At 72.5% G+C, this 24,600-nt stretch carries 25 protein-coding genes and 1 pseudogene; 12 read left to right on the top strand and 14 right to left on the bottom strand.

Annotation, left to right across the window (positions count from 1 at the left end; genetic code table 11):
* Positions 1 to 11 precede the first annotated feature (11 nt).
* A complete protein-coding gene (locus ACWD4U_RS02510) occupies positions 12 to 377 on the top strand; it encodes a GntR family transcriptional regulator (protein ID WP_449787076.1) in 366 nt (121 codons plus the stop codon).
* Positions 378 to 619: 242 nt separating this feature from the next.
* Here the strand turns inward: ACWD4U_RS02510 and ACWD4U_RS02505 are convergent, their stop codons facing one another.
* Together ACWD4U_RS02505 and ACWD4U_RS02500 are read right to left on the bottom strand one after the other, a co-directional pair.
* Entirely contained in the window at positions 620 to 2,242 is a 1,623-nt protein-coding gene (locus ACWD4U_RS02505) for an amidohydrolase (protein ID WP_363449680.1), read from the bottom strand.
* A gap of 8 nt (positions 2,243 to 2,250) precedes the next feature.
* Positions 2,251 to 2,895, bottom strand: coding sequence for a TetR/AcrR family transcriptional regulator (locus tag ACWD4U_RS02500; protein ID WP_363449678.1), 645 nt, complete (start codon positions 2,893 to 2,895; stop codon positions 2,251 to 2,253).
* Positions 2,896 to 2,992: 97 nt separating this feature from the next.
* On the opposite strand from ACWD4U_RS02500, the gene ACWD4U_RS02495 reads away from it, so the two are divergent.
* Positions 2,993 to 4,423, top strand: a complete 1,431-nt coding sequence (locus ACWD4U_RS02495) for a purine-cytosine permease family protein (protein WP_363449676.1) — start codon at positions 2,993 to 2,995, stop codon at positions 4,421 to 4,423.
* A 59-nt stretch (positions 4,424 to 4,482) separates the two neighbouring features.
* Here the strand turns inward: ACWD4U_RS02495 and ACWD4U_RS02490 are convergent, their stop codons facing one another.
* The 4 genes from ACWD4U_RS02490 to ctaC form a co-directional block, all read right to left on the bottom strand.
* The gene (locus tag ACWD4U_RS02490) at positions 4,483 to 5,763 is read right to left on the bottom strand and encodes a L,D-transpeptidase (RefSeq protein ID WP_363449674.1); all 1,281 of its coding nucleotides are present in this window, start codon (positions 5,761 to 5,763) and stop codon (positions 4,483 to 4,485) included.
* A gap of 149 nt (positions 5,764 to 5,912) precedes the next feature.
* Positions 5,913 to 6,329, bottom strand: a complete 417-nt coding sequence (locus ACWD4U_RS02485) for a cytochrome c oxidase subunit 4 (protein WP_363449672.1) — start codon at positions 6,327 to 6,329, stop codon at positions 5,913 to 5,915.
* Positions 6,329 to 8,104 (bottom strand): aa3-type cytochrome oxidase subunit I, encoded by a 1,776-nt coding sequence (gene ctaD / locus ACWD4U_RS02480; RefSeq protein WP_449787075.1) that lies wholly within the window; start codon positions 8,102 to 8,104, stop codon positions 6,329 to 6,331. The genes ACWD4U_RS02485 and ctaD overlap by 1 nt, the downstream gene beginning before the upstream one ends.
* Positions 8,101 to 8,955, bottom strand: a complete 855-nt coding sequence (gene ctaC, locus ACWD4U_RS02475) for an aa3-type cytochrome oxidase subunit II (RefSeq protein WP_363449670.1) — start codon at positions 8,953 to 8,955, stop codon at positions 8,101 to 8,103. Before ctaC ends, ctaD begins: the two co-directional genes overlap by 4 nt.
* Positions 8,956 to 9,318: 363 nt before the next feature.
* Between ctaC and ACWD4U_RS02470 the strand changes: the two genes are divergently transcribed.
* The gene (locus tag ACWD4U_RS02470) at positions 9,319 to 10,674 is read left to right on the top strand and encodes a cysteine desulfurase/sulfurtransferase TusA family protein (protein WP_363449668.1); all 1,356 of its coding nucleotides are present in this window, start codon (positions 9,319 to 9,321) and stop codon (positions 10,672 to 10,674) included.
* A 67-nt stretch (positions 10,675 to 10,741) separates the two neighbouring features.
* Here ACWD4U_RS02470 and ACWD4U_RS02465 read toward each other — a convergent pair whose 3' ends face one another.
* The gene (locus tag ACWD4U_RS02465) at positions 10,742 to 11,719 is read right to left on the bottom strand and encodes a carbohydrate kinase family protein (RefSeq protein WP_363449666.1); all 978 of its coding nucleotides are present in this window, start codon (positions 11,717 to 11,719) and stop codon (positions 10,742 to 10,744) included.
* 227 nt (positions 11,720 to 11,946) lie between these two features.
* On the opposite strand from ACWD4U_RS02465, the gene ACWD4U_RS02460 reads away from it, so the two are divergent.
* Positions 11,947 to 12,165: a hypothetical protein gene (locus ACWD4U_RS02460; protein ID WP_363449664.1), complete on the top strand. Its 219-nt coding sequence runs from the start codon at positions 11,947 to 11,949 to the stop codon at positions 12,163 to 12,165.
* A gap of 89 nt (positions 12,166 to 12,254) precedes the next feature.
* Complete coding sequence (locus tag ACWD4U_RS02455; RefSeq protein WP_363449662.1) at positions 12,255 to 12,854, top strand: hypothetical protein; 600 nt, start codon at positions 12,255 to 12,257, stop codon at positions 12,852 to 12,854.
* 64 nt (positions 12,855 to 12,918) lie between these two features.
* On the opposite strand, the gene erpA is transcribed toward ACWD4U_RS02455, so the two are convergent.
* Complete coding sequence (gene erpA / locus ACWD4U_RS02450; protein ID WP_033219641.1) at positions 12,919 to 13,272, bottom strand: iron-sulfur cluster insertion protein ErpA; 354 nt, start codon at positions 13,270 to 13,272, stop codon at positions 12,919 to 12,921.
* 203 nt (positions 13,273 to 13,475) lie between these two features.
* On the opposite strand from erpA, the gene ACWD4U_RS02445 reads away from it, so the two are divergent.
* Positions 13,476 to 14,357: a GNAT family N-acetyltransferase gene (locus tag ACWD4U_RS02445; protein WP_363449660.1), complete on the top strand. Its 882-nt coding sequence runs from the start codon at positions 13,476 to 13,478 to the stop codon at positions 14,355 to 14,357.
* Here ACWD4U_RS02445 and ACWD4U_RS02440 read toward each other — a convergent pair whose 3' ends face one another.
* The 3 genes from ACWD4U_RS02440 to ACWD4U_RS02430 all read right to left on the bottom strand — a co-directional run bounded on the left by ACWD4U_RS02440 (position 14,358) and on the right by ACWD4U_RS02430 (position 17,421).
* On the bottom strand, positions 14,358 to 15,725 hold the full coding sequence (locus tag ACWD4U_RS02440) for a pyridoxal phosphate-dependent decarboxylase family protein (RefSeq protein WP_363449658.1): 1,368 nt from the start codon (positions 15,723 to 15,725) through the stop codon (positions 14,358 to 14,360). It abuts the gene before it with no gap.
* A 137-nt stretch (positions 15,726 to 15,862) separates the two neighbouring features.
* Positions 15,863 to 16,324: an Lrp/AsnC family transcriptional regulator gene (locus ACWD4U_RS02435; protein WP_363449656.1), complete on the bottom strand. Its 462-nt coding sequence runs from the start codon at positions 16,322 to 16,324 to the stop codon at positions 15,863 to 15,865.
* A gap of 170 nt (positions 16,325 to 16,494) precedes the next feature.
* Complete coding sequence (locus tag ACWD4U_RS02430; protein WP_363449654.1) at positions 16,495 to 17,421, bottom strand: NADP-dependent oxidoreductase; 927 nt, start codon at positions 17,419 to 17,421, stop codon at positions 16,495 to 16,497.
* A 186-nt stretch (positions 17,422 to 17,607) separates the two neighbouring features.
* Here ACWD4U_RS02430 and nadA point away from each other — a divergent pair, with 186 nt between their 5' ends.
* On the top strand, positions 17,608 to 18,789 hold the full coding sequence (gene nadA / locus ACWD4U_RS02425; protein ID WP_363449652.1) for a quinolinate synthase NadA: 1,182 nt from the start codon (positions 17,608 to 17,610) through the stop codon (positions 18,787 to 18,789).
* Positions 18,790 to 18,866: 77 nt separating this feature from the next.
* On the opposite strand, the gene pspAA is transcribed toward nadA, so the two are convergent.
* Both pspAA and ACWD4U_RS02415 read right to left on the bottom strand, forming a co-directional pair.
* A complete protein-coding gene (gene pspAA / locus ACWD4U_RS02420; RefSeq protein WP_363449650.1) occupies positions 18,867 to 19,160 on the bottom strand; it encodes a PspA-associated protein PspAA in 294 nt (97 codons plus the stop codon).
* A 25-nt stretch (positions 19,161 to 19,185) separates the two neighbouring features.
* On the bottom strand, positions 19,186 to 19,974 hold the full coding sequence (locus ACWD4U_RS02415) for a PspA/IM30 family protein (RefSeq protein WP_363449649.1): 789 nt from the start codon (positions 19,972 to 19,974) through the stop codon (positions 19,186 to 19,188).
* A gap of 204 nt (positions 19,975 to 20,178) precedes the next feature.
* Between ACWD4U_RS02415 and ACWD4U_RS02410 the strand changes: the two genes are divergently transcribed.
* Together ACWD4U_RS02410 and ACWD4U_RS02405 are read left to right on the top strand one after the other, a co-directional pair.
* Complete coding sequence (locus ACWD4U_RS02410; RefSeq protein WP_449787074.1) at positions 20,179 to 20,778, top strand: DUF3043 domain-containing protein; 600 nt, start codon at positions 20,179 to 20,181, stop codon at positions 20,776 to 20,778.
* Between the two features lie 251 nt (positions 20,779 to 21,029).
* Complete coding sequence (locus ACWD4U_RS02405; RefSeq protein WP_363449647.1) at positions 21,030 to 21,674, top strand: methyltransferase domain-containing protein; 645 nt, start codon at positions 21,030 to 21,032, stop codon at positions 21,672 to 21,674.
* 19 nt (positions 21,675 to 21,693) lie between these two features.
* On the opposite strand, the gene ACWD4U_RS02400 is transcribed toward ACWD4U_RS02405, so the two are convergent.
* Entirely contained in the window at positions 21,694 to 21,894 is a 201-nt protein-coding gene (locus ACWD4U_RS02400) for a hypothetical protein (RefSeq protein WP_363449827.1), read from the bottom strand.
* A 103-nt stretch (positions 21,895 to 21,997) separates the two neighbouring features.
* Between ACWD4U_RS02400 and cobU the strand changes: the two are divergent.
* The 3 genes and pseudogenes from cobU to ACWD4U_RS02385 all read left to right on the top strand — a co-directional run.
* Positions 21,998 to 22,546: pseudogene (gene cobU, locus ACWD4U_RS02395) on the top strand (bifunctional adenosylcobinamide kinase/adenosylcobinamide-phosphate guanylyltransferase); the annotation flags it as partial.
* 11 nt (positions 22,547 to 22,557) lie between these two features.
* On the top strand, positions 22,558 to 23,676 hold the full coding sequence (locus ACWD4U_RS02390) for a nicotinate-nucleotide--dimethylbenzimidazole phosphoribosyltransferase (protein ID WP_363449645.1): 1,119 nt from the start codon (positions 22,558 to 22,560) through the stop codon (positions 23,674 to 23,676).
* Between the two features lie 14 nt (positions 23,677 to 23,690).
* Positions 23,691 to 24,473, top strand: coding sequence for an adenosylcobinamide-GDP ribazoletransferase (locus ACWD4U_RS02385; RefSeq protein WP_363449643.1), 783 nt, complete (start codon positions 23,691 to 23,693; stop codon positions 24,471 to 24,473).
* Positions 24,474 to 24,600: the final 127 nt, after the last annotated feature.

Here is a 24,600-nt window from a genome sequence, read left to right as displayed (position 1 = left end):
ATCTTGTGCGGGTGCACGTGGTGATCGATCATCAGTCCCCCACCCCGCCCTACGAGCAGGTCCGCTCGCAGATCGCGGCCCAGGCCCGCGCGGGCGAGCTCCCGGTCGGCCTGAAGCTCCCCACCGTCCGAGCCCTGGCCGAGCAGCTCGGCCTCGCCGCCAACACCGTGGCCCGGGCCTACCGCGAGCTGGAGGCCGACGGCGTGGTCGAGACCCGCGGCCGGGCCGGCACCACCATCGCCCCCACCGGCGACACCTCGCACCGCCTCGCCGCCACCGCGGCCGCCGAGTACGCCGCCCTGGTCACCCGCCTCGGCCTCAGCCGCGACGACGCCCTGGCCGCCGTCGTCACCGCCCTGGACGCCACCCGCGACTGATCGGCTTACGGGTCGTCAACTCTCTCCCTAGAACACCCCTCTTGGGTGGAATCGGAGAGGGTGGCGATGCACGAGTCGGAGGCGGGGGACCCGGAGCGGGTGGGGCCCTACGAGGTACTGGGGCGGCTCGGCGAGGGCGGCATGGGCGTCGTCCACCTGGCACGCACCGCCGCCGGGCGGCCGGTGCTACACCGGCACCGTCGAGAGCCCGCTCAAGCTCTGGCGGCTGCGCCCGTGACGGCTCAGTCCGCGGTCCGGTGCGTGATCCGTCCGCCCGACACCGTCAGCACCACCGGCAGCTCCGCCAGCGAGGTGTCCCCCACCGCCAGCGGGTCCTCCGCGAAGGCCGTCAGGTCCGCCCGGTAGCCGAGCGCGATCCGCCCCGCCCGGTCCTCCTCGCCCGCCGTCCAGGCCGGGTTGACGGTGTAGCCCTGGAGTGCCTGGAGCGGGGTGAGGGCCTGCTCGGGCAGGTGCGGCGGCTGGTCGAGGTGGCGGCTGGGCCGCCGGTGCCGGGCGCCGGCCATCACGCCGAGAGGGGCGAACGGCGCGATCGGCCAGTCCGACCCGAGCACCACCCGCGCCCCGGCCTCCCACAGGTCCCGGCAGCGGAACGCCCGGTTGGCGCGCTCCTCGCCGAGCCGCCGCGACCAGTTGTCGGTGTGGTCGGCCCGGGTGTACTCGGTGCAGTGGGTGGGCTGCATGGAGGCGGTGACGCCGAGCGCCGCGAACCGGCCGACCGTGTCGTCGGGCACCGTCTCGATGTGCTCGATCCGGTGCCGCACCCCGGCGCCGTGCGCGGCGGCCGCCTGCTCCACCGCGTCCAGCGCGTGCCGGACCGCCGCGTCGCCGATCGCGTGGGTGGCGGTCGGCACCTTCCCCCGGTGCAGCTCCGCGACGACCCGGCTGTACGCGGCCGGGTCGGGCCAGAACGCGCCGGTCGACTCGCCGTGGCAGTCCGGGTGCTCCAGCCAGGCGGTGCCGTTGTCGATGGTGCCGTCCATGAACAGCTTCACCCCGGTGACCCGCCAGTTCCGGCCGCCCTCGCCCTGACGCCGGATCAGCTCCGCCAGCGCCTCGTCGTCGGTCCCGGGCTGGCACCAGGGGGCGATCCGCAGCCGCAGCGGCAGCTCGCCGCGCTCCTCCAGGGCCGCGTACACCGCCAGGCTCTCGCCGTTGGCGTCCATCGCGTGTCCGCCGGTCAGGCCGGCCGCGGCCATCCGCCGCAGCACCGCCTCGCTCTGCGCGCACAGCTCGGCGAAGCCGACCTTCGGCGCGACCGCCTCGACGAGTTCGCAGGCCGCGTCCTCCAGCAGCAGTCCGGTCGGCCGCCCGGCGGCGTCGCACACCACCTCGGCGGAGCCCTGCGCGAAGCGTCGCGGCCCGTCGATCCCGGCCAGCTCCAGCGCCCGGTGGCTGACCAGCATGGAGTGCGCGTCGAACAGGTCGATCGCGGTCGGCACCCCGTCCAGCACCGGCGCCAGGCTGTCCGCGGCGACCGGCTGCCCGCCGAAGGCGTTCGGGTCGAGTCCCCACCCGCGCAGCCACTGGCCGGGCGTCAACTCCCTTACCGCGGCGGCCAGTACGGCCCGCACCTCGGCGAGGTCGGCGCAGGCCGAGAGGTCGACGCCGGTGGTCCGCTCGGCGCCGGAGACCGGGTGCAGGTGACCGTCCGTCAGGCCGGGGGTGACCACCGCGCCGCGCAGGTCGACCACGGTGGTCCCGGGCCCGGCCAGGGCGCGCAGTTCCCGTTCCTCGCCGAGCCGGGTGATCCGTCCGCCGCTCGCGGCGAGCGCGCCGAACGGCAGGAAGGCCCCGGTGCCCGGGTCGAGCAGCCGGGCGTTGAGCAGGACGAGGTCGGGGTGCACGGGGGCTCCTAGGGGGTGGGTTCCGGTGGGGTGCCGAGCGTCCCGGCGGGCAGGCCGAGTTCGCGTTCCGCGGTGGCGTGCGCCATCCCGAGCACCGCGGCGGGCCGACCGGCCCGGTCGGGGCCGGAGTGCACGCCGAGGCCGTCCAGGACGACCAGCACCTGCATCGCGGTGACCTGCGGGTCCGGGGTGCGGAACTCCCCGGACTGCACACCGTCGCGCAGCAGCGCGGTCAGGCTGTCCCGCCACGCCGCCTCCTGCCGGCCGAGCCGCTCGTGCAGGGCCGGCCGGAACCGGCGCAGGTGACGGGCGTTCAGCCACAGCCGGCTCAGCTCGTCGTAGCGCGGTCCGGCGGTCCGGCCGAGGAAGCGGGCGAGCCGCTCCACCGCGGGCAGTCCCGTCTCGGAAGCGGGCAGCAGCTCGGCGAGCTCGCCGGTCGCCGCGGTGCCGAACGCCTCGGCGACCAGCTCCTCCGCCACCGGGAAGTAGTGACTGATCAGCCCGGGCCGGACGTCCAGCTCCTCGGCGACCCGCCGCATCGTGATGCACTCCAGCCCTTCGGCCAGCGCGATCGCGGCCGCTGCGGCCACGATCTCCGCCCTTCTGGCCTCGGGGTTCTTGCGGACCCGTTTCGGCGGGACGCTTGACGACATGCCCGGCACGCTATTGGATGTGCGACCAATAGACAAGCCGGATCCCGCTCCGCCCGCTCCCGCACCGGCTCCCGCACTCGAAACTTCGGAGGACTCCATGGAATCCACGATTCCAGACCCCCGTACGGAGCTCCCCACTCCCCCACCGCCCGCCGACCGGGCCGGCCGGGTCGAGGCCCACGGCATCGACCACATCCCCGACTCCGAGCGCCACGGCCGCGCCCGCGAGCTCTTCGCCGTCTGGGCCGCCCCGAACGTCAGCTACCTCAACCTGGTGGTCGGCGGCACCCTGGTGCTGATCGGCCTCGACCTGTGGCAGTCCCTCGTCGTCATCCTGGCCGGCAACCTGCTCTGGGCCGGCGTCGGCCTGCTCGCGGTCAGCGGCCCCGCAGCCGGCGCGCCCAGCGAGGTGATCATGCGGGCGATGTTCGGCGTCCGCGGCAACCGCGTGAACGTGGCCCTCGGCGGCTGGTTCGTCTCGGTCTGCTACCTGGCCCTGAACTGGGCCGCCGCCTCGCTCGCCGCCTTCGCCCTCGCCGAGCGCGCCGAACTCACCCCGGGCACCCCGCTCAAGGTCGCGATCATCGTCCTGGTCGCCGCCGCCACCCTCGCCATCAGCGTGTACGGCCACGCCACCATCGTCCGGCTCTACGGGCCCTTCACCGTCGCCCTCCTCGCGGTCTTCCTGGCCCTCACCGGGTACGTCCTGGCCGGCCACACCGACTGGCACTACCGCCCCGCCGAACCGCTGCACGGCACCGACCTGCTCGCCGCGCTGGCCGGGGGCATCGCCCTGATCGCCTCCGCGCCGCTCTCGTACAGCAACAGCGCCGACTTCTCCCGCTACCTCCCGCGCACCGCCTCGCCCCGCGCCGTCGCCGGCTGGACCGCGCTCGGCGGCTTCGTCCCCAGCGTCCTGTTCACCGCCCTCGGCACCCTGGCCGCCACCACCCTGGACATGACGGACCCCCAGTCCGCCCTCACCGCCGTCCTCCCCGGCTGGTTCCAGCCGCTCTTCCTGCTCGCCATCGTGCTCGGCGGCGTCTGCAACAACGCCATGACCGCCTACAGCTCCGGCCTCGCCCTGCAGGCCATCGGCTTGCGCATCCGCCGCTCCCGCAGCGTCGCCCTGGACGGCACCCTCGGCGTCGCGCTCACCCTCTACGCGCTGCTGATCTCGAACTTCCTCGACACCGTCAACAACATGCTCGAACTCATGGTCGCCCTCACCGGCCCCGTGATGGCCGTCTACGCCACCGACATCCTGCTCCGCCGCAACCGGTACCAGGGCCGGGCCCTCACCGACGAGACCCCCGCCTCCCCGTACTGGTACACCGGCGGCGTCAGCTGGCCCGGCGCCGCCGCCCTGGCCGCCGGCACCCTCGCCTCGGCGCTCTGCCTGCGCACCGAGCTCTACACCGGCCCGCTGGCCCACGCGCTCGCCGACGTCGACCTGTCCCTCCCGGCCGGCGTCCTGGTCGCCGCGGGCAGCTACCTCGCGCTCGCCCGCACCACCGCGTCCCGGTAGACGACAGAGGTCCGCCCGGGGAGCACCACGCTCCCCGGGCGGACCTGACGGTGGGCCGGCTACCGCTGCTGGGCGGCCTGCGCCGACGGACCCGGGTTCACACTCGCCGGGGCCACCGGCACCGCCGTGCTCACCGGCTTGCCTATCGCGCCGTGCTTCACCCAGTCGTCCCACGAGACGTTCCAGTCGCCGAACCCGTTGCCGAACGGCTCCATCTCGTGGCCCTGGCTGTTCACCACCTGCACCAGGTCACCGACCCGGGTGTTGTCGAAGAACCACTTCGCGTCGTCGGTGCTCATGCCGGTGCAGCCGTGGCTGACGTTCTCCTTGCCCTGCGCCCAGGTCGACCAGGGCGCCGCGTGCACGTACTCGCCGCTCCAGGTGACCCGGGTCGCCCACTTCACGTCCAGGTCGTAGGACTCGCTGCTGCCCTCCGGGATGCCTATCGTCTCGCCGCTCATCCGGACGTCCGGCTCCTGGCCGAGCACCACCTTGATGCCGTTGCGGGTGGAGAACCCGGGCTTGCCGGTGGTCACCGGGATGGTCTTCACCACCGCGCCGTTGCGTTTGTACGTCAGCTCGTGGGTCCCGGCGTCGACCAGCGCCTCCACCCGGTCGCCGGTCCGCAGCGCGAGCGACTGGGTCGCGCCGCCGTACACGCCGTCGGATATCCGGATGCCGGGCAGGTCGTAGGCGAGCTTCACGGTGGTGTTGGCGGGCCAGTAGTCCTGCGGGCGGAAGTGCAGGTTCTTGTCGTCGACCCAGTACCAGGCGCCGGTGACGGCGGGCTGCGAGGTGACGGTCAGGCCGCGCTCGATCTGCTGCCGGGCGGCCGGGTCGGAGACCGGATCGGAGAGCTCGACGGTGAGCGGCTGGCCGACGCCGTAGACGCCGCTGCCGGAGGAGTCCGGGCCGAGCTGAGCGGTGATGACGTGCTGCGGGTCGGCGGTGGTGAACGTGGTGTCCTCCTGGCCCTGCCCGCCCTTCCCGTCCGCGGCGGCGACCTTCACGGTGTACGCGGCGCCGGCCCGCAGGGGGGCGGTGGTCTTCCAGTGCTGCTTGTCGGCGGTCAGCTCGCCGGCCACCGGCTGCCCGTCCGGGCCGGTCACGGTGACCTCGCCGATGGTCGAGGTGCCGTCGGTGCTGACGGTGTACGGCTGCGCCGGGTCGGCCTTGCCGGTGCCGGCCGAGGTGTGGATCAGCGGGGCGACGTCGATCGGGTGGACCGCCGCCTTCCCCGACCTCGACCCGCTGCCGGTGGAACAGGCCGCGGCCGGGGTGATGACCAGCAGGGCGGCCAGCGCGGTGCGGGTGCTTCCAACTATCCGAGAGCCCTTCAACGGAACCTCCCAGGGGTTTGAACCTGCCTCAGAGCGTAGGAAGGGGTCACCCGGGCGGCACTCCGTGCTACCCCGCGCGGGGGAACGACGAGGGCCGGACACCCCCCGGAGGGGTGCCCGGCCCGTCGCTCGGATTGCGCGGAGCGGAACTACTGGTTCTGGTTCTCGCCGCGGTAGAACTCGAAGACCCAGCCGAAGAGGCCGACCAGGATGATCGGGATCGACCAGAACAGCAGCCACCAGCCGAAGATGACGCCCAGGAAGGCCAGCGCGCCACCGATCGCCAGGGAGAGCGGCTGCCAGCTGGTCGGGGCGAAGAAGCCCACCTCGCCGGCGTCGTCCGAGACCTCGGCCTCGGGGTTGTCACCGGCGCCGGTGTCGACCCGCTTGGCGGTGAACGCCAGGTAGAAGCCGATGAAGGCGCACAGCGCGAAGGCCAGGAACAGCGCGGTGGTGCCCGCGGCCTCCAGGCCGTGGTCCGACTTGGTGGTCCAGACGAAGTAGGTGATGGCGATCGCCAGCACGAACACGGCCAGACCGGCGAAGATCTTTCCCTGTTCCTTCATCAGGCGTCACCCTCCTTCTTGCCGTTGCCCAGCGACGGACGGTCGTACTGCGCGGGAGTCACACCTTCGAAGTGCTTCGCCGGCTCACCGTGGTTCTCCAGGTAGTCCAGCGCCGCGATCTCCGGGTGGTGCAGGTCGAACGCCGGGGACTCCGAACGGATCCGCGGCAGGGTGAGGAAGTTGTGCCGCGGCGGCGGGCAGGAGGTCGCCCACTCCAGCGAGCGGCCGTAACCCCACGGGTCGTCGACCTCGACCTTCTCGCCGTACTTGGCGGTCTTCCAGACGTTGTAGAGGAACGGCAGGATCGACAGGCCGAGCAGGAACGAGCTGATCGTCGACACGGTGTTCAGCGTGGTGAAGCCGTCCGAGGCCAGGTAGTCCGCGTAACGACGCGGCATGCCCTCGGCGCCCAGCCAGTGCTGCACCAGGAAGGTGCCGTGGAAGCCGACGAAGAGCGTCCAGAAGGTGATCTTGCCGAGGCGCTCGTCCAGCATCTTGCCGGTCATCTTCGGCCACCAGAAGTGGAAGCCGGCGAACATCGCGAAGACGACGGTGCCGAAGACCACGTAGTGGAAGTGGGCGACGACGAAGTACGAGTCCGAGACGTGGAAGTCGATCGGCGGGGAGGCGAGCAGAACACCCGTCAGACCACCGAAGAGGAAGGTGACCAGGAAGCCGATCGTCCAGAGCATCGGGGTCTCGAAGCTCAGCGAGCCCTTCCACATGGTGCCGACCCAGTTGAAGAACTTCACACCGGTCGGGACCGCGATCAGGAAGGTCATGAAGGAGAAGAACGGCAGCAGCACCTGTCCGGTGACGTACATGTGGTGCGCCCACACCGTCACCGAGAGGCCCGCGATCGCGATGGTCGCGGCGATCAGGCCGGAGTAGCCGAACATCGGCTTGCGGCTGAAGACCGGGATGATCTCCGAGACGATGCCGAAGAACGGCAGCGCGATGATGTAGACCTCGGGGTGACCGAAGAACCAGAACAGGTGCTGCCACAACATGGCACCACCGTTGGCCGGGTCGAAGACGTGCGCCCCGAACTTGCGGTCCGCCTCCAGGGCGAACAGCGCGGCGGCCAGCACCGGGAAGGCCAGCAGGACCAGCACGGCGGTCAGCAGGACGTTCCAGACGAAGATCGACATCCGGAACATCGTCATGCCGGGCGCGCGCATGCAGATGATCGTGGTGATGAAGTTGACCGCACCGAGGATGGTGCCGAAGCCGGAGAAGGCCAGACCCATGATCCACATGTCGGCGCCGATGCCCGGCGAGCGGACCGCGTCCGACAGCGGCGAGTAGGCGAACCAGCCGAAGTCGGCGGCGCCCTGCGGGGTGAGGAAGCCGGCCACCGCGATGATCGAGCCGAACAGGTAGAGCCAGTAGGCGAACATGTTCAGTCGCGGGAAGGCGACGTCGGGGGCGCCGATCTGGAGCGGCATGATCCAGTTGGCGAAGCCCGCGAACAGCGGCGTGGCGAACATCAGCAGCATGATCGTGCCATGCATGGTGAACGCCTGGTTGAACTGCTCGTTCGACAGGATCTGGGTGCCCGGCCGGGCCAGCTCGGCACGCATGACCAGGGCGAGGACGCCGCCGATCAGGAAGAAGGCGAACGAGGTCGCCAGGTACATCGTGCCGATCGTCTTGTGGTCCGTGGTGGTGAGCCACTTGATGATCGCGTTGCCCGGCTTGCGGGTCCGCTGGGTCCCCGAGGTGACTGCCCCGGCTCCCCCACCGGCCGCGGCGGGCTCGTTGAGGATGGTCACTTCTCTTCACTTCCCGTGGGAATGATGCCGGAGGGCACCGCTCCGGACTGGCCCTTGGCCCGCAGTTCCTTCAGGTGCTGCTCGTACTCGTCGTGCGTGACGACCTTCACGTTGAACAGCATTCGCGAGTGGTCGGTGCCGCACAGCTCTGCGCACTTGCCACGGAAGGTGCCGAACGACGTCGGGGTGACCTGGAACTTGTTGACCACGCCCGGGACGACGTCCTGCTTCATCAGGAAGTTGATCGGCCAGAAGTCGTGGATGACGTCCTTGGAGGTCAGCCGGAACTGCACCGACTCGTTGATCGGCAGGTACAGGGTCGGCGGCTCCGCGGGAGTTCCGACCTCGTACGCGGCGGTGGTGCTCGCCGGGTCCGGGACCTCACCGTTCTCGTAGTTGAACGCCCAACTCCACTGGAAACCCACCACGTTGATGGTGTGCTGGGGATGCGCAGTGGTCTTCGTCAGGGTGGCCTCGTCGCGCGCGACGAAGTAGAACAGCACCGAGACGATGACGAGGGGGACCGCGGTGTACAGGGCCTCGATGGGCACGTTGTACCGGGTCTGAGCGGGGATCTCCACCTTGGTGCGGCTGCGCCGGTGGAAGATCACGCTCCAGAGGATCAGACCCCACATCAATGCACCGACCACCAGGGCGGCGATCCACGAGCCCTGCCACATGTGAAGGACCAGCGGGCCTTCCTTGGTGACGGGTGTGGGCAGGCCAAGCCTGGGCAGGTCGTTGGCCGAGCAGCCGGTGGCGGTCGCGATGACGAGGCCCAGTGCCAGCGCCTGAGGCAGCTTCCGCCGCATCGTGCGCCGCGGCGAGCGGTCGGAGCCGTTGGGACTCACGTAGCGCCTTCCCGAAGTCTCGCCCGCGAACGCACCATCAGAGGGAGTCCGTTGCGGTCTTCCCCGACGGCCCGGCCACGGGCACGGTTTGAATGCTTATGCGGGCCAAACGCTACTCCATCCTTATGCGGCACTCACGGGCAGCCCCCGCTAACGCGCCGCCCGGCTACCCGATCAGCCCCCGAGGGGTGAACCGCCTCCACCGGGCGGTCGGAGAGCGGACGGAGTCGCAGGTCATGGCGGACGTCCGAGCCTCCCACAGCCGCTCGGGCGACCGCACTGCGACACGCGGGTGACGGACCGTCGGACGCCGCACCGGCCGGGAGGAATCACCCCGTAAGGGGCGTCGTCTACGGTGGCTTCGTGCCCTACTTCGACGCCGCCTCCACCACCCCGCTGCACCCCGTCGCCCGGCAGGCGATGCTCGCCGCCCTCGACGAGGGCTGGGCCGACCCGGCCCGGCTCTACCGCTCCGGCCGGCAGGCCCGGATGCTGCTCGACGCCGCCCGGGAGACCACCGCCGAGGTCCTCGGCGCCCGCGCCGACGAGATCGTCTTCACCGCATCCGGCACCCAGGCCGTCCAGTTGGGCATCCTCGGCACCCTGCGCGGCAACCGCCGCCGCGGCGCCCACCTCGTCCACTCCGCCGTCGAACACTCCAGCGTGCTGCACACCGCCGAGCACTGGACCGCCGACGGCAACACCGCCACCGCCGTCCCCGTCGACCGCCACGGCCGGGTCACCGCAGGAGAGTTCGCCGCCGCGCTGCGCCCCGACACCGCCCTCGCCGTGCTGCAGTCCGCCAACCACGAGGTCGGCACCCTCCAACCGGTCACCGAGACCGCCGCGCTCTGCGGCGAGGTGCCGCTCCTGGTCGACGCCGCCCAGAGCGCCGGCCGCCTCCCGGTCCCCGACGGCTGGTCAGTCCTCACCGCCAGCGCCCACAAGTGGGGCGGCCCCGCCGGCGTCGGCGTCCTCGCCGTCCGCAAGGGCGTCCGGTACGCCTCCCCGCTCCCCGCCGACGACCGCGAGCGCGGCCGGGTCCCCGGCTACCCCAACCTCCCCGCGATCATCGCCGCCGCCGCGTCGCTGCGCGCCGTCCGCGCCGAGGCCGACGCCGAGAACGCCAGGCTCACCGCGCTGGTGGACCTGATCCGCGAGCGCGTCCCGCGACTCGTCGCCGAGACCGAGGTGCTCGGCCACCCGGTGGAGCGGCTGCCCCACCTGGTCACCTTCTCCTGCCTCTACGTCGACGGCGAGGTCCTGCTCGGCGAACTCGACAAGGCCGGCTTCGCCGTCAACTCCGGCTCCTCCTGCACGTCCAGCACGCTGACCCCCAGTCACGTGCTGGCCGCGATGGGCGTCCTCACCGAGGGCAACGTCCGGGTCTCGCTCCCGCCCGGCACCACCCCCGCCGAGGTCGACGGCTTCCTCGCCGTCCTCCCCGACATCGTCGCCACCGTCCGCGCCCCCCTCGGCCTCGACCTCCCCGCCCCCACCGACACCCGGGTCCTCGACACCCTCGGCAAGCGCTGCCCGATCCCCGTCATCGAACTCGCCAAGCACATCAAGGACCTCCCCCCGGGCGCCCGCATCGCCGTCCTCTCCGACGACGAGGCCGCTCGCCTCGACATCCCCGCCTGGTGCGAGATGTGTGGCCACACCTACCTCGGCGAGACCCCGATCGCGAACGGCGTCTCCTACCTCGTGGAGAAGTGAAAGCGAAGCAGGGGCCCGGGGAACGGCGGGGGTCACTCGCCTCGCAGTTCCCCGAGCCCCTGAATACTCAGCGGCTGAGCTTGGTGCGGATCTCGTCCGCCGCCTCGACGCCGTAGGCGGTCTCGAAGCGGTCCAGGAAGTGGCCGCCGCGGAGCTCGTACTCCTGGGTGCCGACGGTCTCGATGACCAGGGTGGCGAGCATGCAGCCGATCTGCGCGGCGCGCTCCAGGCCGAGGTTCCAGGAGAGGCCGGCCAGGAAGCCCGCGCGGAAGCCGTCGCCGACGCCGGTGGGGTCGGCCTTGCGCTCCTCCGCGGGGCAGCCGACCACGATGTCGGGCTCGCCGCGGCGCTGGATGCGGACACCCTTCGCACCGAGCGTGGTGACCCGGGTGCCGACGCGGTCCAGGATCTCCGCCGGGGACCAGCCGGTCTTGGACTCGATCAGCGCGGCCTCGTACTCGTTGGTGAAGAGGTACGCGGCGCCGTCGACGATCTCCCGGATCTCCTCGCCCTCGAGGCGGGCGAGCTGCTGCGAGGGGTCGGCCGCGAAGGCGTAGCCGCGGGTCCGGCACTCCTGGGTGTGGCGGACCATCGCGGCCGGGTCGTCGGCCCCGATCAGCACCAGGTCCAGCCCGCCGACCCGGTCGGCGATCGGCTTGAGCTCGATGTTGCGGGCCTCGGCCATCGCCCCGGTGTAGAAGGAGGCGATCTGGTTGTGGTCCTGGTCCGTGGTGCACATGAAGCGGGCGGTGTGGCGGGTCTCGGAGATGTGCACCGAGTGGGTGTCGACGCCGTGCCGGTCGAGCCAGCTGCGGTACTCGGCGAAGTCGCCGCCGGCCGCGCCGACCAGGACCGGGCGCAGGCCCAGGAGGCCCATGCCGAAGGCGATGTTGGGGCCGACTCCACCGCGGCGGATGTCCAGGGTGTCGACCAGGAACGACAGCGACACGGTGTGCAGCTGCTCGGGCATCAACTGGTCGGAGAAGCGACCGGGGAAGGTGGCCAGGTGGTCGGTGGCGATCGAGCCGGCGACGGCGATGCGCACGGGGGTCTCCTCGGGCGGCCCGGCGGTGGCCGGAGCGGGGACAACAACTCACCTACGGTACAGCGCGGAGGGTGCGCGGCCGGTACGGACCGAACAGGTACTACCCCTGAGTAGCCCTGTCGCTCGGGCCCCGACCGTCCTAGGGTCGCAAGCGCGGGGGTCGGACGCGACCCCCGCCCAGGTCCGCGGCAGTGTGGCCGCGGCACGGCGATCGGAGTGGTGTACCGATGGTGACGAGTCACTCCCCCGGATGGATTCCGGGCAGCCCCGACGACTCCGGTGCCGAGTCGATGGCCGAGCTGCTCAGCTCCTCGCGCCGGTTGGTCCGGTTCTGGCCGACCGCCGCGCCCGGCCCGAAGGCCGCGCTGCCGAAGGTCGCGTCGAGCGTCTGGGTCCCGGTGGCGGCCCGGCGCGTGGTGGCGGGGATGTCGGAGTACGACAGTTAGACCGGAACCGGTTTCCTCCGGGGCACGTCAAATCCGCGCGGTACCGCCGGCACGGCGGAGCCGCGTGACCCTCGGGAGGAACGCAGATCATGGACGACAGGACCGCAGCCGTCTCCACCAAGGCCCCGCGCACCCGCCGGCTGGCCGCCGCGCTCGCCGGAGCGGCCCTCGCCGCCGGGCTGCTGACCGCGTGCGGCGGTTCCGGGCCGAGCGCCGCGTCGAGCGGCGCGCCCTCGGGTACCGCGGCCTCGCCGAGCGCGTCCGGGTCGCCGAGCGCGCCCGCCTCCTCGGCCCCGTCGACCCCGTCCGCGAGCCCGACCCCGCAGCCCTCGGGTTCGCCCGCGCAGCCGACCAGCCCGGGGATCGCGGTGGGTGAGCCGACGCCGACGCCGGTGAAGATCCCCGCGACCGGGTACCGGCTGGAGAGCCCGACCCGGCTGACGGTGTTCTTCTTCGCCGGGGTGTGCGACAAGTACGGGCTGAAGGTGGAGGAGGACACTCCGCCGGTGCTGAAGGTCCGGGTGGTGATCACCGAGACCGCGCCGCGCGGCCAGGCCTGCCCGCAGATCATCAAGGGCCAGCAGGTCACCGCGACGCTCAGCAAGCCGGTCACCAGCGGCGGGGTGGTCGACCTGGCCACCGGCGAGCAGCTGCCGCCGGCCACCGACGCGGTGGGCGGCCCGCGCTGAGAACGCCGCGAGGGCGGCTCCCCCACGGGGGAGCCGCCCTCGGCGTGCCGGTGGTGCGACCGGCTTAGCTGAACGAGTCGCCGCAGGCGCAGGAGCCCGTGGCGTTCGGGTTGTCGATGGTGAAGCCCTGCTTCTCGATGGTGTCGACGAAGTCGACGGTGGCGCCGCCCAGGTACGGGGCGCTCATCCGGTCGGTGACGACCTTCACACCGTTGAAGTCCTTCACGACGTCGCCGTCCAGCGAACGCTCGTCGAAGAACAGCTGGTAGCGCAGGCCCGAGCAGCCGCCGGGCTGCACGGCGACACGCAGCGACAGGTCGTCGCGGCCCTCCTGCTCCAGCAGGCCCTTGACCTTGGCCGCGGCGGCATCGGTGAGGAGAATGCCACTCTCGACGGTGGTCTCGTCCTGGACGGTCATGCTTACTCCCGGTCTGTGACGACTGTGATCCGCCAGTGCCAACCAGCGGCCTCCCGGATTCATTTCCGGTAGGTGGTGCGTTCGGGGGACGTTTTCGTCGCCCACTCCCCCACGCGTCCATGCTCGCACACCGGGCGGAGCAGGTCATCGCCCAGTTCGGCAAACCGCTACCGCCCGCTCCCGGATCGCAGCAGGATGTGACCGTGCTCATTCGCCGGCTCCAGGACACCCCCGCCGACGCCGAGGCGGTCGAGCGGATCAGCCGGGCCGCCTTCGGCGACCTGGCCGGCCGCCCGGCCGACGCGCCCGTCACCGAGGCCGACCGGCGCCGCACCGTCCGCGGCATCGCCAAGGCCCGCCACCTGGCCCGCACCGACCCCGAGGGCTGCTGGGTCGCCGAGCAGGACGGCGAACCGGTCGGCGCGGCGCTGGCGCTGCGCCGCGAGGGCCTCTGGGCGCTGTCGCTGCTGGTGGTGGCGCCCTCCGCCCAGGGCAAGGGCGTCGGACGGCTCCTGCTGGAGCGCTCGATGGAGTACGGCCGGGGCTGCCTGCGCGGGATGCTGTGCGCCTCGCCGTCCCCCGCGGCGGCCCGCCGCTACCGGCTGGCCGGGTTCACGCTGCACCCCGCGATGACGCTCACCGGTCCGGTGGACCGGGCCGGGCTGCTCGACCCGGGCGACATCCCGGTGCACGCGGGCAACGCGACCCACCGCCACCTGCTGGACTCGGTGGACCGCCGGGTGCGCGGGGCCGCCCACGGCCCCGACCACGGCTTCATGCTCGCCCACCACGAGGAACTCCTGATCGCGGACACCCTGGCCGGCACCGGCTACTGCTACCGCGACGGCGGCACCGTCCGGCTCCTCGCCGCCACCTCCAAGCGCCTCGCCGTCCGCCTCCTGCGCGAGGCCCTCGCCCGCGTCCCGGAAGGCACCGAGGCCGCCGTCGACAACCTCACCGCAGAACAGGAGTGGGCCGTCGACGTCGGCCTGGAACTGGGTCTGACGCTGCGCACCCGCGGCTACGTGGCCGTGAAGGGCATGCGCCCGCCGGCGCCGTACATTCCGGACGGCGGGTACCTCTGACTAGCGCATCGTGGCCAGGATCTCCTCGACCATCTCCATCGTGGTGCCCGGGTGCAGGAAGGCGAAGCGGGCGACCGTCTCGCCGTCCCAGCCGGTGGGGGTGACGAAACCGATCTGGTCGGCGAGGAGCTGCTGGGACCAGCGGTAGTAGTCCTCGTGGGTCCAGCCCTTGCGGCGGAAGCAGACGGCGGAGAGCTGCGGGTCGTGGAGCAGTTCGAGGTGCTCGCTGTCGCGGATCACCTGGGCGGTGTCCTGGGCGAGCTTGAGGCCGGTCTCGATGGCGTCGGTGTAGGCCTGGGTGCCGTGCACCGCGAGGGAGAACCAGAGCGGGAGGCCGCGGGCCCGGCGGGTGAGGTGGTAGGCGTAGTCGGTGGGGTTCCACTCGTCGCCCTCGGTGTGCAGGACGTCCAGGTAGGAGGCGTCCTGGGTGTGCACGGCGCGGGCGAGCTGCGGGTTGCGGTAGAGCAGCGCGGCGCAGTCGAACGGCGCGAAGAGCCACTTGTGCGGGTCGACGACGAAGGAGTCGGCGTGCTCGATGCCGTTGTAGCGCTCGCGCACCGAGGGGGCGAAGAGCCCGGCACCGCCGTACGCGCCGTCCACGTGGAACCACAGGCCGCGTTCCCGGGTGACCTCGGAGAGGCCCGCCAGGTCGTCGATGATGCCCTCGTTGGTGGTGCCGGCGGTGCCGACCACCGCGATCACGGTCTCGGGGTTCGGGTCGGCGGCGAGGGCGGCGCGCAGGGCCTGGCCGGTGAAGCGGCGGTCGACGGTGGGGACCACGAAGGCCTCGACGCCGATGATGTTGAAGGTGTTCTTGACCGAGGAGTGCACCTGGTCGGCGACGGCGATCCGCAGCCGGGCCTCGGGCCCGACGCCGAGCTTGCGGCGGGCGGTGTCGCGGGCGACGACGAGCGCGGAGAGGTTGCCCGCGGAGCCGCCGGAGACGAAGGTGCCGCCGGCGCTGGCGGGGAGGCCGGCCCGGTCCGCTATCAGGCGCAGCACCTGGTTCTCGGCGGCGATGGCGCCGGCCGCCTCCAGCCAGGAGATGCCCTGCAGGGAGGCGCAGGAGACCACCATGTCGAAGAGCAGGGCGGCCTTGGTGGGCGCGCAGGGGATGAAGGAGAGGTAGCGCGGGCTGTCGGCGGAGATCACGGCGCGGGAGAGCTCGTGGTCGTAGAGCTTGAGCACGTCGGCGGGGTTGTTGCCCTGCTCGTTCAGCAGCCCGGCCAGGGATTCGCGCAGGTGCGCGCCGTCGCCGGGGTGGTCGAGCGGGACGGGGTTGTACTGCAGGCGCTCGCGCATGTAGTCGAAGACGAGGTCGACCAGCTGGTTGTCGGGCTGGTGCATGCGGTCGGGCGCTGCGTACACGGGGTCCTCGCTGCGGTGGGGGTGAGGGTGGGGTCATGATCAGCGTAGGCAGCGGGGGCGGTGGGCCGCGCGTCGGAACACGGCCGGTTGGGGCCCCTTTCATGCGTGTTCGGGGGGTGCGGCGCAGCTTTCCTGCGTCAGATGAGCTGGGAGAGGACGACGGAGCTCCGGCTGCGCTGGACGCCGGGTTCCTTGCGGATGCGCTCGATGACGGCTTCCAGGTGGCGGGTGTCGGAGGCCCGCAGGTGGACCAGGGCGTCGGGGTCGCCGGTGACCGTCCAGGCGGCGGCGACCTCGGGGAACTGGCGCAGCGAGGCGAGGAGTTCCTCGGGCGAGGTGCGGGCGCGGCAGTAGACCTCGACGAAGGCCTCGGTGCGCCAACCGAGCAGCGCGGGGTCGAGGACGACGGTGAAGCCGCGGACCACTCCGCGCGCCCGCAGCCGGTCGATGCGGCGGCGGACGGCGGTGGCGGAGAGGTTGGCGAGCAGTCCGATCTCGGCGTACGAGGCGCGGCCGTCGCGGCTGAGGTGTTCGAGCAGCAGCCGGTCGGTGTCGTCGAGCGCCGTCCCGCCGAGGTCCGGCGGCCGGTGGGTGCTCATGCGACCCGCCTCGCTTCGCTCGGCAGGCGCTTCGCACATGCGCACCTCTCAACGATTCGCTCGCTGCGCTCGCTCATGGCAAAGGCTCCACGGGGTGGTGCGGGTGAGGGTGGCGAGTCGGAGGAGAAACGACTCTGCGGGGCCCATTGTCGCGGACGGCCGGGCTCCGTTCAGTCCACCAGCAGGACGATCTTGCCGCGGGTGCGGCCCTCGGCGTTGAGGGCCTGGGCGGAGGCGGCCTGGCTGAGCGGGAAGGTGGAGGCGACCGGGACGGTGAGCAGTCCCTCGTCGGCGAGCCGGGCGACGGCGGCGAGGTCCTCGGGGTCGGGGTGGGTCCACAGGTAGCGGCCACCGTGGGCGGTGACCCGGAAGTCGACGGCGGAGGCGATCCGGGCGGGGTCGCGCAGCAGCGGGAGCGAGGCCTCGACGGCGTCGCCGCCGACCAGGTCGAGGACGGCGTCCACCCCGTCGGGGGCGAGGTCGCGGACCCGGTCGGCGAGGCCGGGCCCGTACTCGACGGGTTCGACGCCGAGGCCGCGCAGGTAGGTGTGGTTGTGCGGGCCCGCGGTGCCGATGACGCGGGCGCCGAGGGCGGTGGCGACCTGGACGGCGACGGAGCCGACGCCGCCGGCCGCGGCGTGGATCAGCACGGTCTCGCCGCGGCGCAGCCCGAGCGCGGTGACCAGGCCCTGTTGGGCGGTGAGGCCGGCGGTGGGCAGTCCGCCGGCCTCGGCCCAGCTGAGCGCGGCGGGTTTGCGGGCCAGGGTGCGGACGGGGGCGGCGACCAGCTCGGCGTAGGTGCCGCGTTCGATGACGTCCTTGCGGACGTAGCCGATCACCTCGTCGCCGGGCGCGTACTCGGTGACGGCGCCGCCGACCGCCTGCACCACGCCGGCCAGGTCGAAGCCCATGACGAGGGGGAAGTGGACGTCGAGGATCCCGTCGAGGAGTCCTTCGCGGATCTTCCAGTCGACCGGGTTGACGCCGACCGCGCGGGTGCGGACGAGAACGGTGTCGGGGCCGATCTTGGGGTCGGGCAGTTCGGTGTACTCGACCACGTCGGGGCCGCCGTAGCGGTTGATCGCGATTGCCTTCATGGCCTCCAGCCAAGCGGATGGCACGGGGGGTTCTCGCGCCGGAAGCATCCATCCTGGTGAGCGGTTCTCGTCACATCGACAGGACGGCCATCGTCAGCCTGACGAGAACCGGTTATCATAGATAGTGTCAGATAGACGAGAAGGCTGGTCGGGAACGATCCGGCCGCATCAGGAGGGCACCCGCCCGTGACCACCACCACCGAGACATACGGCGTCGACCCCACTCCGTCGCCGCTCGCCCTGCTGCTGCTCGGCCGCGAGGCCGACCCGAACAGCGAGCGCGGCGTCGACTGCCCCGGCGACCTGCCCGCCGCCTCCGACCCCGACCTGGTCGCCCGGGCCCGCGCGGCGAAGGAGAAGCTCGGCGACCGGGTCTTCATCCTGGGCCACCACTACCAGCGCGACGAGGTCATCGAGTTCGCCGACGTCACCGGCGACTCCTTCAAGCTGGCCCGGGACGCCGCGGCCCGCCCGGAGGCCGAGTTCATCGTCTTCTGCGGCGTGCACTTCATGGCCGAGTCGGCGGACATCCTGACCTCCGAGCGCCAGCAGGTGGTCCTGCCGGACCTGGCGGCCGGCTGCTCGATGGCCGACATGGCCACCGCCGAGCAGGTCGCCGACTGCTGGGACGTGCTCGCCGAGGCGGGCGTCGCGGACGTCACCGTGCCCGTCTCGTACATGAACTCCTCCGCCGACATCAAGGCCTTCACCGGCAGGCACGGCGGCACCATCTGCACCTCCTCCAACGCCAAGCGGGCGCTGGAGTGGGCCTTCGAGCAGGGGCAGAAGGTGCTGTTCCTGCCGGACCAGCACCTGGGCCGCAACACCGCGGTGCTGGAGATGGGCATCCCGCTCGAGGAGTGCGTGCTCTACAACCCGCACAAGCCGAACGGCGGGCTGACCGCCGAGCAGCTGCGCGACGCCAAGATGATCCTGTGGCGCGGGCACTGCTCGGTGCACGGCCGGTTCAGCCTCGACTCGGTCCAGGAGGTCCGCGAGCGGATCCCCGGCGTGACAGTGCTGGTGCACCCCGAGTGCAAGCACGAGGTGGTCACCGCCGCCGACATGGTGGGCTCGACCGAGTACATCATCAAGGCGCTGGACGCCGCCGAGCCCGGCTCCAAGTGGGCCATCGGCACCGAGCTGAACCTGGTCCGCCGGCTGGCCAAGGCGCACCCGGACAAGGAGGTCGTCTTCCTCGACCGCACGGTGTGCTTCTGCTCGACCATGAACCGGATCGACCTGCCGCACCTGGTGTGGGCGCTGGAGTCGCTCGCCGAGGGCCGGGTGCCGAACGTGATCACAGTGGACGCCGAGACCGAGAAGTACGCCAAGGCCGCGCTCGACCGGATGCTGGCCCTGCCGTAACGATCCTCCACGGCGCACACGAGAGGGCGGGCACCCCACCGGGGGTGCCCGCCCTCTCGTCACGTACCGCGCCCGAACTACTCCGGGATACCGGGGATCAGGCCGTCGCCCTCGTCCCGCAGCAGCTCGCGGACCTGCTCCAGGGACGCCTCGGCGTCCGGCAGGATCAGGTCCGACGGCTCCAGCGACTCCGGGGCCAGCGGCGTGCCGACCTCCCGGATCGCCGCCAACAGGCTGCCCAGGGCAGCCTTGAAGGCCGCCTCGTCGCCCGCCTCGACGGCCTGGAGCAGCTCGTCGTCCAGCTGGTTCAGCCGGTTCAGGTCGGCCTCGGCGACCTCGAACTGCCCCTCACCCAAGACCCGCATGATCATGCTGGTGCGTCTCCCCTGCTCGGGATTACTTGTTGTAGTTGATGGTGGGCGGCGGGGTGTCCTGCTTGCCCGGCTCGATGGCCTGCGGCTGCGAGGCGGGGGTGCCGCCGGTCAGCTCGGCCTTCATCCGCGCCAGCTCCAGTTCGACGTCGCTGCCGCCGGCCACCCGCTCCAGCTCGGCCTCGATGTCGTCCTTGCGGCCCAGGCCGCTGGCGTCGTCGAGCGCGCCGGAGGCCAGCAGCTCGTCGATCGCGCCGGCCCGCGCCTGCATCTGCGCGGTCTTGTCCTCGGCCCGCTGGATCGCCAGGCCCACGTCGCCCATCTCCTCCGAGATACCGGAGAACGACTCGGCGATCCGGGTCTGCGCCTGCGCCGCGGTGTAGGTGGCCTTGATGGTCTCCTTCTTGGTGCGGAAGGCGTCCACCTTGGCCTGCAGCCGCTGGGAGGCCAGCGTCAGCTTCTCCTCCTCGGCCTGCAGGGCCTGGTACTGCGTCTCCAGGTCGGTGATCTGGGTCTGCAGGTTGGCCTTGCGGGTGAGCGCCTCGCGCGCGAGGTCCTCACGGCCGAGCGACAGCGCCTTGCGGCCCTGGTCCTCGTACTTCGAGGACTGCTGCTGGAGCTGGGTGAGCTGCAGCTCCAGGCGCTTGCGGGAGGTGGCCACGTCGGCGACGCCCCTGCGCACCTTCTGCAGCAGTTCCAGCTGCTTCTGGTAGGAGTAGTCGAGCGTTTCGCGCGGGTCCTCCGCCCGGTCCAAGGCCTTGTTCGCCTTGGAGCGGAAGATCAGCCCCATCCGCTTCATGATTCCGTCGCTCATGGGCCTCGATAGCCCCCTTCTCGGGCCTTGGGTTTGCGTCTCGTGACAGGTCGAGTGTATGCGCGGCGGCCTCGCCGCCGCAGTCCACCAGCCTGCAACAATGCTGCTACAGCAAGGGGCCGTCAGGCATCGTCCTGGCGATCGATATCGGTTTGGGTCCAAGGGCCTGACGGAAAGCGGCCGGTCAACCCGTACGCTGGGAGTGTGTTCCGACGCCGCTCTGATGAATCCGCCGCCTCCACCGTCACGTTGACGAAGGAGGACGAGAAGTCCACCACCCGCGACCCGCAGGCCCCCAAGGGTCGGCCCACGCCCAAGCGCAGTGAGGCCGAGGCCAACCGGAAGACCCGGGTCACCGTCCCCAAGGACCGCAAGGAGGCCTCCAAGCAGGCCCGCGACCGGATGCGGACCGAACGGGAGAAGCAGCGCACCGCGCTTCTCAACGGCGACGAGTCCGCCCTGCCGCCGCGCGACAAGGGCAAGGTCCGCCGCTACGTGCGCGACTTCATCGACTCGCGCTGGGCCGCCGCCGAGTTCTTCCTGCCGTACGCCGTCGTGGTCCTGGTGCTCAGCATCACCAAGATCGGCTACCTGCAGCTGCTCTCGACCTACCTGTTCATGGTCTTCTTCATCGTCGTGATCCTGGACTTCGTCCGGATCGGCCTGTCGCTGCGCAAGGGCCTGGCGGCGAAGTTCCCGAACGAGGACACCCGCGGCGCCCTGATGTACGGCCTGATGCGCACCCTGCAGATGCGCCGGCTGCGGCTGCCCAAGCCGATGGTCAAGCGGGGCGAGCGACCCTGACCGCAGAGGCCGTTCCGCCGTACTGGGCCCCGCCCGCGCAGCAGCCGGGCGGGGCCTTCGGCACGCCGGGGATCCCCGCCCAGTACGGCCAGCCGCACGGGCGGCACGGACGGCTGCCGGGCCGGGTCGAGCGCTACCACAGCGGGGCCGGCGAGTGGCTGGAGCGGCAGGGCGGCCTGCACAACCTGGTCCGGCAGGAACTGGTCACCCGGCAGCTCGCCGAACAGCTCACCGGCCGGACCGCGCTGCGGGTGCTGGACGTCGGCTGCGGCCAGGGCACCCAGGCGCTGCAGCTGGCCCGGGCCGGGCACTTCGTCACCGGCATCGACCCCGATCCGGCCACCCTCGGCGCCGCGCAGGCCGCGCTGGCGGCCGAGCACCCCGGGGTGCGCGAGCGGGTCCAGCTGCTCACCGGCGACGGCCACCAGGTCGGCCGCTGGTTCGGACCCCGCAGCTTCGACCTGGTGCTCTGCCACGGCGTGCTGATGTACGTGCCCGACCCGGACCCGATGCTCGCCTCGGTGGCCCGCATCCTGGCGCCCGGCGGGCTGCTCTCGCTGCTGGTGCGCAACGGCGACGCGCTGGCCATGCGGGCCGGCCTCACCGGCGACTGGCGGGCCTGCCAGGAGGGCTTCGACTCCACCCGCTACACCAACCGCCTCGGCCTGCCCGCCCGCGCCGACCGGCTTGCCGAACTCTCCACCACCCTGGCCGAGTTCGCCGTCCCGGTGCAGCACTGGTACGGGGTGCGGGTGTTCACCGACGCGATGCCGGACGACGCCGCGCCGGTCGACGGGCGACAGCTCGCCCAGCTGCTCGACGCCGAGGAGCGGGCCGGCCGGCAGGACCCCTACCGGCAGGTCGCCGCCCTGCTGCACGTCGTCGCCGGGAAGTGACCGGCCGGCCGACGGACCGTCAGGCCTCGTGCAGGCTCATCGGGTAGATGTCCCGGCCGTCCTCGACCAGCACCACCCGGTCCACCCCGTCGTCCAGCAGCGACTTCCACTCCTCGCCGATCCAGGACTCGGCGTCGCCCTGGCTGGAGAACTCCTCGACGCCGCCGGCCGGGGACACCACGGTGCCGTCGTTCTTCTCGTACCGCCAGGTCCACACCATGCCGGGCTCCTCCGTGAGTCGTGCCACTGGGTCGTGACGGTAGCGTGCCCACCCGGCGAGCGGGCAATGCGCCGTCCGGCAGGATGATCGCATGGCACTCCCCCGCACCCTGCTCCTCGGCGGCGCCCGCTCCGGCAAGTCCACCCACGCCGAGCGGCTGCTCGCCGACCACGTCGACGTGCTCTACGTGGCCACCTCCGGCACCCGCGACGGCGACGCCGACTGGGCGCAGCGCGTCGACCTGCACCGGGCCCGGCGGCCGGCGAGCTGGCGGACCGCGGAGACCTGCGAGCTGGAGGCCGTGCTGGCCGACACCGCCGACCCGGCGCCGGTGCTGATCGACTGCCTGGCGCTGTGGCTGACCGCGGTGATGGACGAGCACGACGCCTGGGACGACGCGGTGTGGAGCGGCGGCGGGCAGGCGGCCGTGGAGGCGCGCTGCGCCGCCCTGGCCGCGGCCTGGGCGGCGACCGGCCGCACGGCGGTCGCGGTCAGCAACGAGGTGGGGATGGGCGTGGTCCCGGCCACCGCCGCCGGACGGCGCTTCCGGGACACCCTCGGACGGCTCAACATGGCGATCGCCGACGCCTCCGAGCAGGTGCTGCTGGTGGTCGCCGGACAGGTGCTCACCATCAAAGCGGCGGCCGTGTAGATTGCCGAGCGATGGACACCACCGTGGATCTCGACACTTTCTCCTCGCTCGTCGAACGACCGGACGAGAGTGCCCGGCGCGGCGCCGAGGAACGCTGGCAGCAGTTGGCGATGCCGCGCGGCGGCCTGGGCCGGCTGCAGGAGCTGGGTGCCTGGCTGGCGTCCGCGCAGGGTGAGGTGCCGACGCGTCCGCTCGCCACCGCCCGCGTCCTGCTCTTCGCCGCCGACCACGGCGTCGCCTCCCTCGGGGTCTCCACCCTCGACCCCCGCGGCGGCACCGCCGACCGGGTCCGCGCCGTCCTCGACGGCACCGCCCCGGTCGCCGCGCTGGCCCGCCGCTACGGGGCGGACGTCCGGGTGGTCGACGTCGCCGTCGACGCCGACCCGGCCGAGTTCCCCGAGGAGGTCGTCCGGCACCGGATCCGCCGCGGCTCCGGCCGGATCGACGTGGAGAACGCGGTGACCCAGGACGAGGCGGCCCGGGCCTTCCTGGCCGGCATGGCGGTCGCCGACGAGGAGGCCGACGCGGGCACCGACGTGATCCTGCTCGGCGACCTCGGGGTCGGCTCCACCACGGCCGCCGCGGTCCTGATCGGCGCGCTCTGCGGCACCGACGCCGCCGCGGTCACCGGTCGCGGCTCCGGCATCGACGACCGGGTGTGGATGGTCAAGTGCGCCACCATCCGCGACTCGCTGCGCCGCGCCCGCCCCGTCCTCGGCGACCAGCTCGCGCTGCTCGCCGCCGTCGGCGGTGCGGACTTCGCGGCGATCACCGGCTTCCTGCTGCAGGCCGCGGTCCGCAAGCTGCCGGTGGTGCTGGACGGCGTGGTCTCGGCCGCCTGTGCGCTGGTCGCCCAGCGGATCGCCTTCCGCGCCCCCGAGTGGTGGCGCGCCGCCGCCCTCACCGGCGAGCCGGCCCAGGCCAAGGCCTACGACCGGCTGACCCTGACGCCCCTTCAGGACCTCGACGTCACCATGGGCGAGGGCGTCGCCGCGGCGTTGGCGCTGCCGCTCCTGCAGGCCGCCTCCGACTCGCTCGCCGAGCCGGTTGCCGTCCCCAGCGCCAAGCCGCTGCCGCCGCGGGCGCCGGCCAAGCTGCCGACGGCCGCGGAGCTGCTGGGCAAGTACTGAGCTGCGGGGCACCGGTGGGTGACGAGCGGTCAGCGGTCGGCTCCTCGCCCTCCGGCCTCGCGGACGGGCTGCGCTTCGCGTTCGGGACGCTGACGGTGTTCCGGGTGCGGGTCCGCCGGTGGGACCGGCGGGCCGGCGGGGTGGCGATGGTGGTCGCCCCGGTGGTCGGGCTGGCGCTGGGGGCCCTCGCCGGAGCCGTGGGCGCGGGGGTCGCCTGGCGCGGGGGCGCGCTGCTCGGGGCGGTGGCCGTGGTCGGGGTACTGGCCGCGGCGACCCGCGGGCTGCACCTGGACGGCATCGCGGACGTCGCCGACGGGCTGGGCAGCGGGAAGCCGGCCGAGGACGCGCTCAGGATCATGAAGCAGTCCGACATCGGGCCGTTCGGCGTGCTGACGCTGGTACTGGTGCTGCTGGGTCAGGTCGCAGCGCTGGCCGGGCAGTTCGCGGTGTCGCCGCTGCGCGGGGCGCTGGCCGCCCTGGTGGCCGCGGTCGCCGGGCGGACGGCCCTGGCCTGGGGCTGCCTGCGCTCGGTGCCGGCCGCCCGCCCCGGCGGGCTGGGGGCGATGGTGGCGGCGACGGTGCACCCGGCCGTGGCGGTGGCGGTGACGCTGGTGCTCACGGCCGCGGCGGGCGCGGTGCGGTGGCAGTACGGGCTCGCGCTGCTCGCCGGGACGGCGGTCGCGGTCGCCTTGCTGCGGCGCTGCGTGCGACGGTTCGGCGGGGTCACCGGGGACGTGCTCGGCGCGCTGGTGGAGACCTCGGCGACCACGGCGCTGCTGGTCGTCGCGCTGGGCTGAGCCCCCGTCAACCTCCGCCCCGTACACGAACTCACGCACCGTCACGGACGGCGGCGGTTCGTGCACGGGGGAGGCGGGGCGGCGCGATCCCAACATGCGGACTACCATGCGGTGAGCACCCTGGCCC

The sequence above is a fragment of the Kitasatospora sp. NPDC002522 genome, from assembly GCF_053595195.1.
The sequence above is the reverse complement of the archived record's forward strand: the minus strand, read 5'-3'. Positions and strand labels throughout refer to the sequence as shown.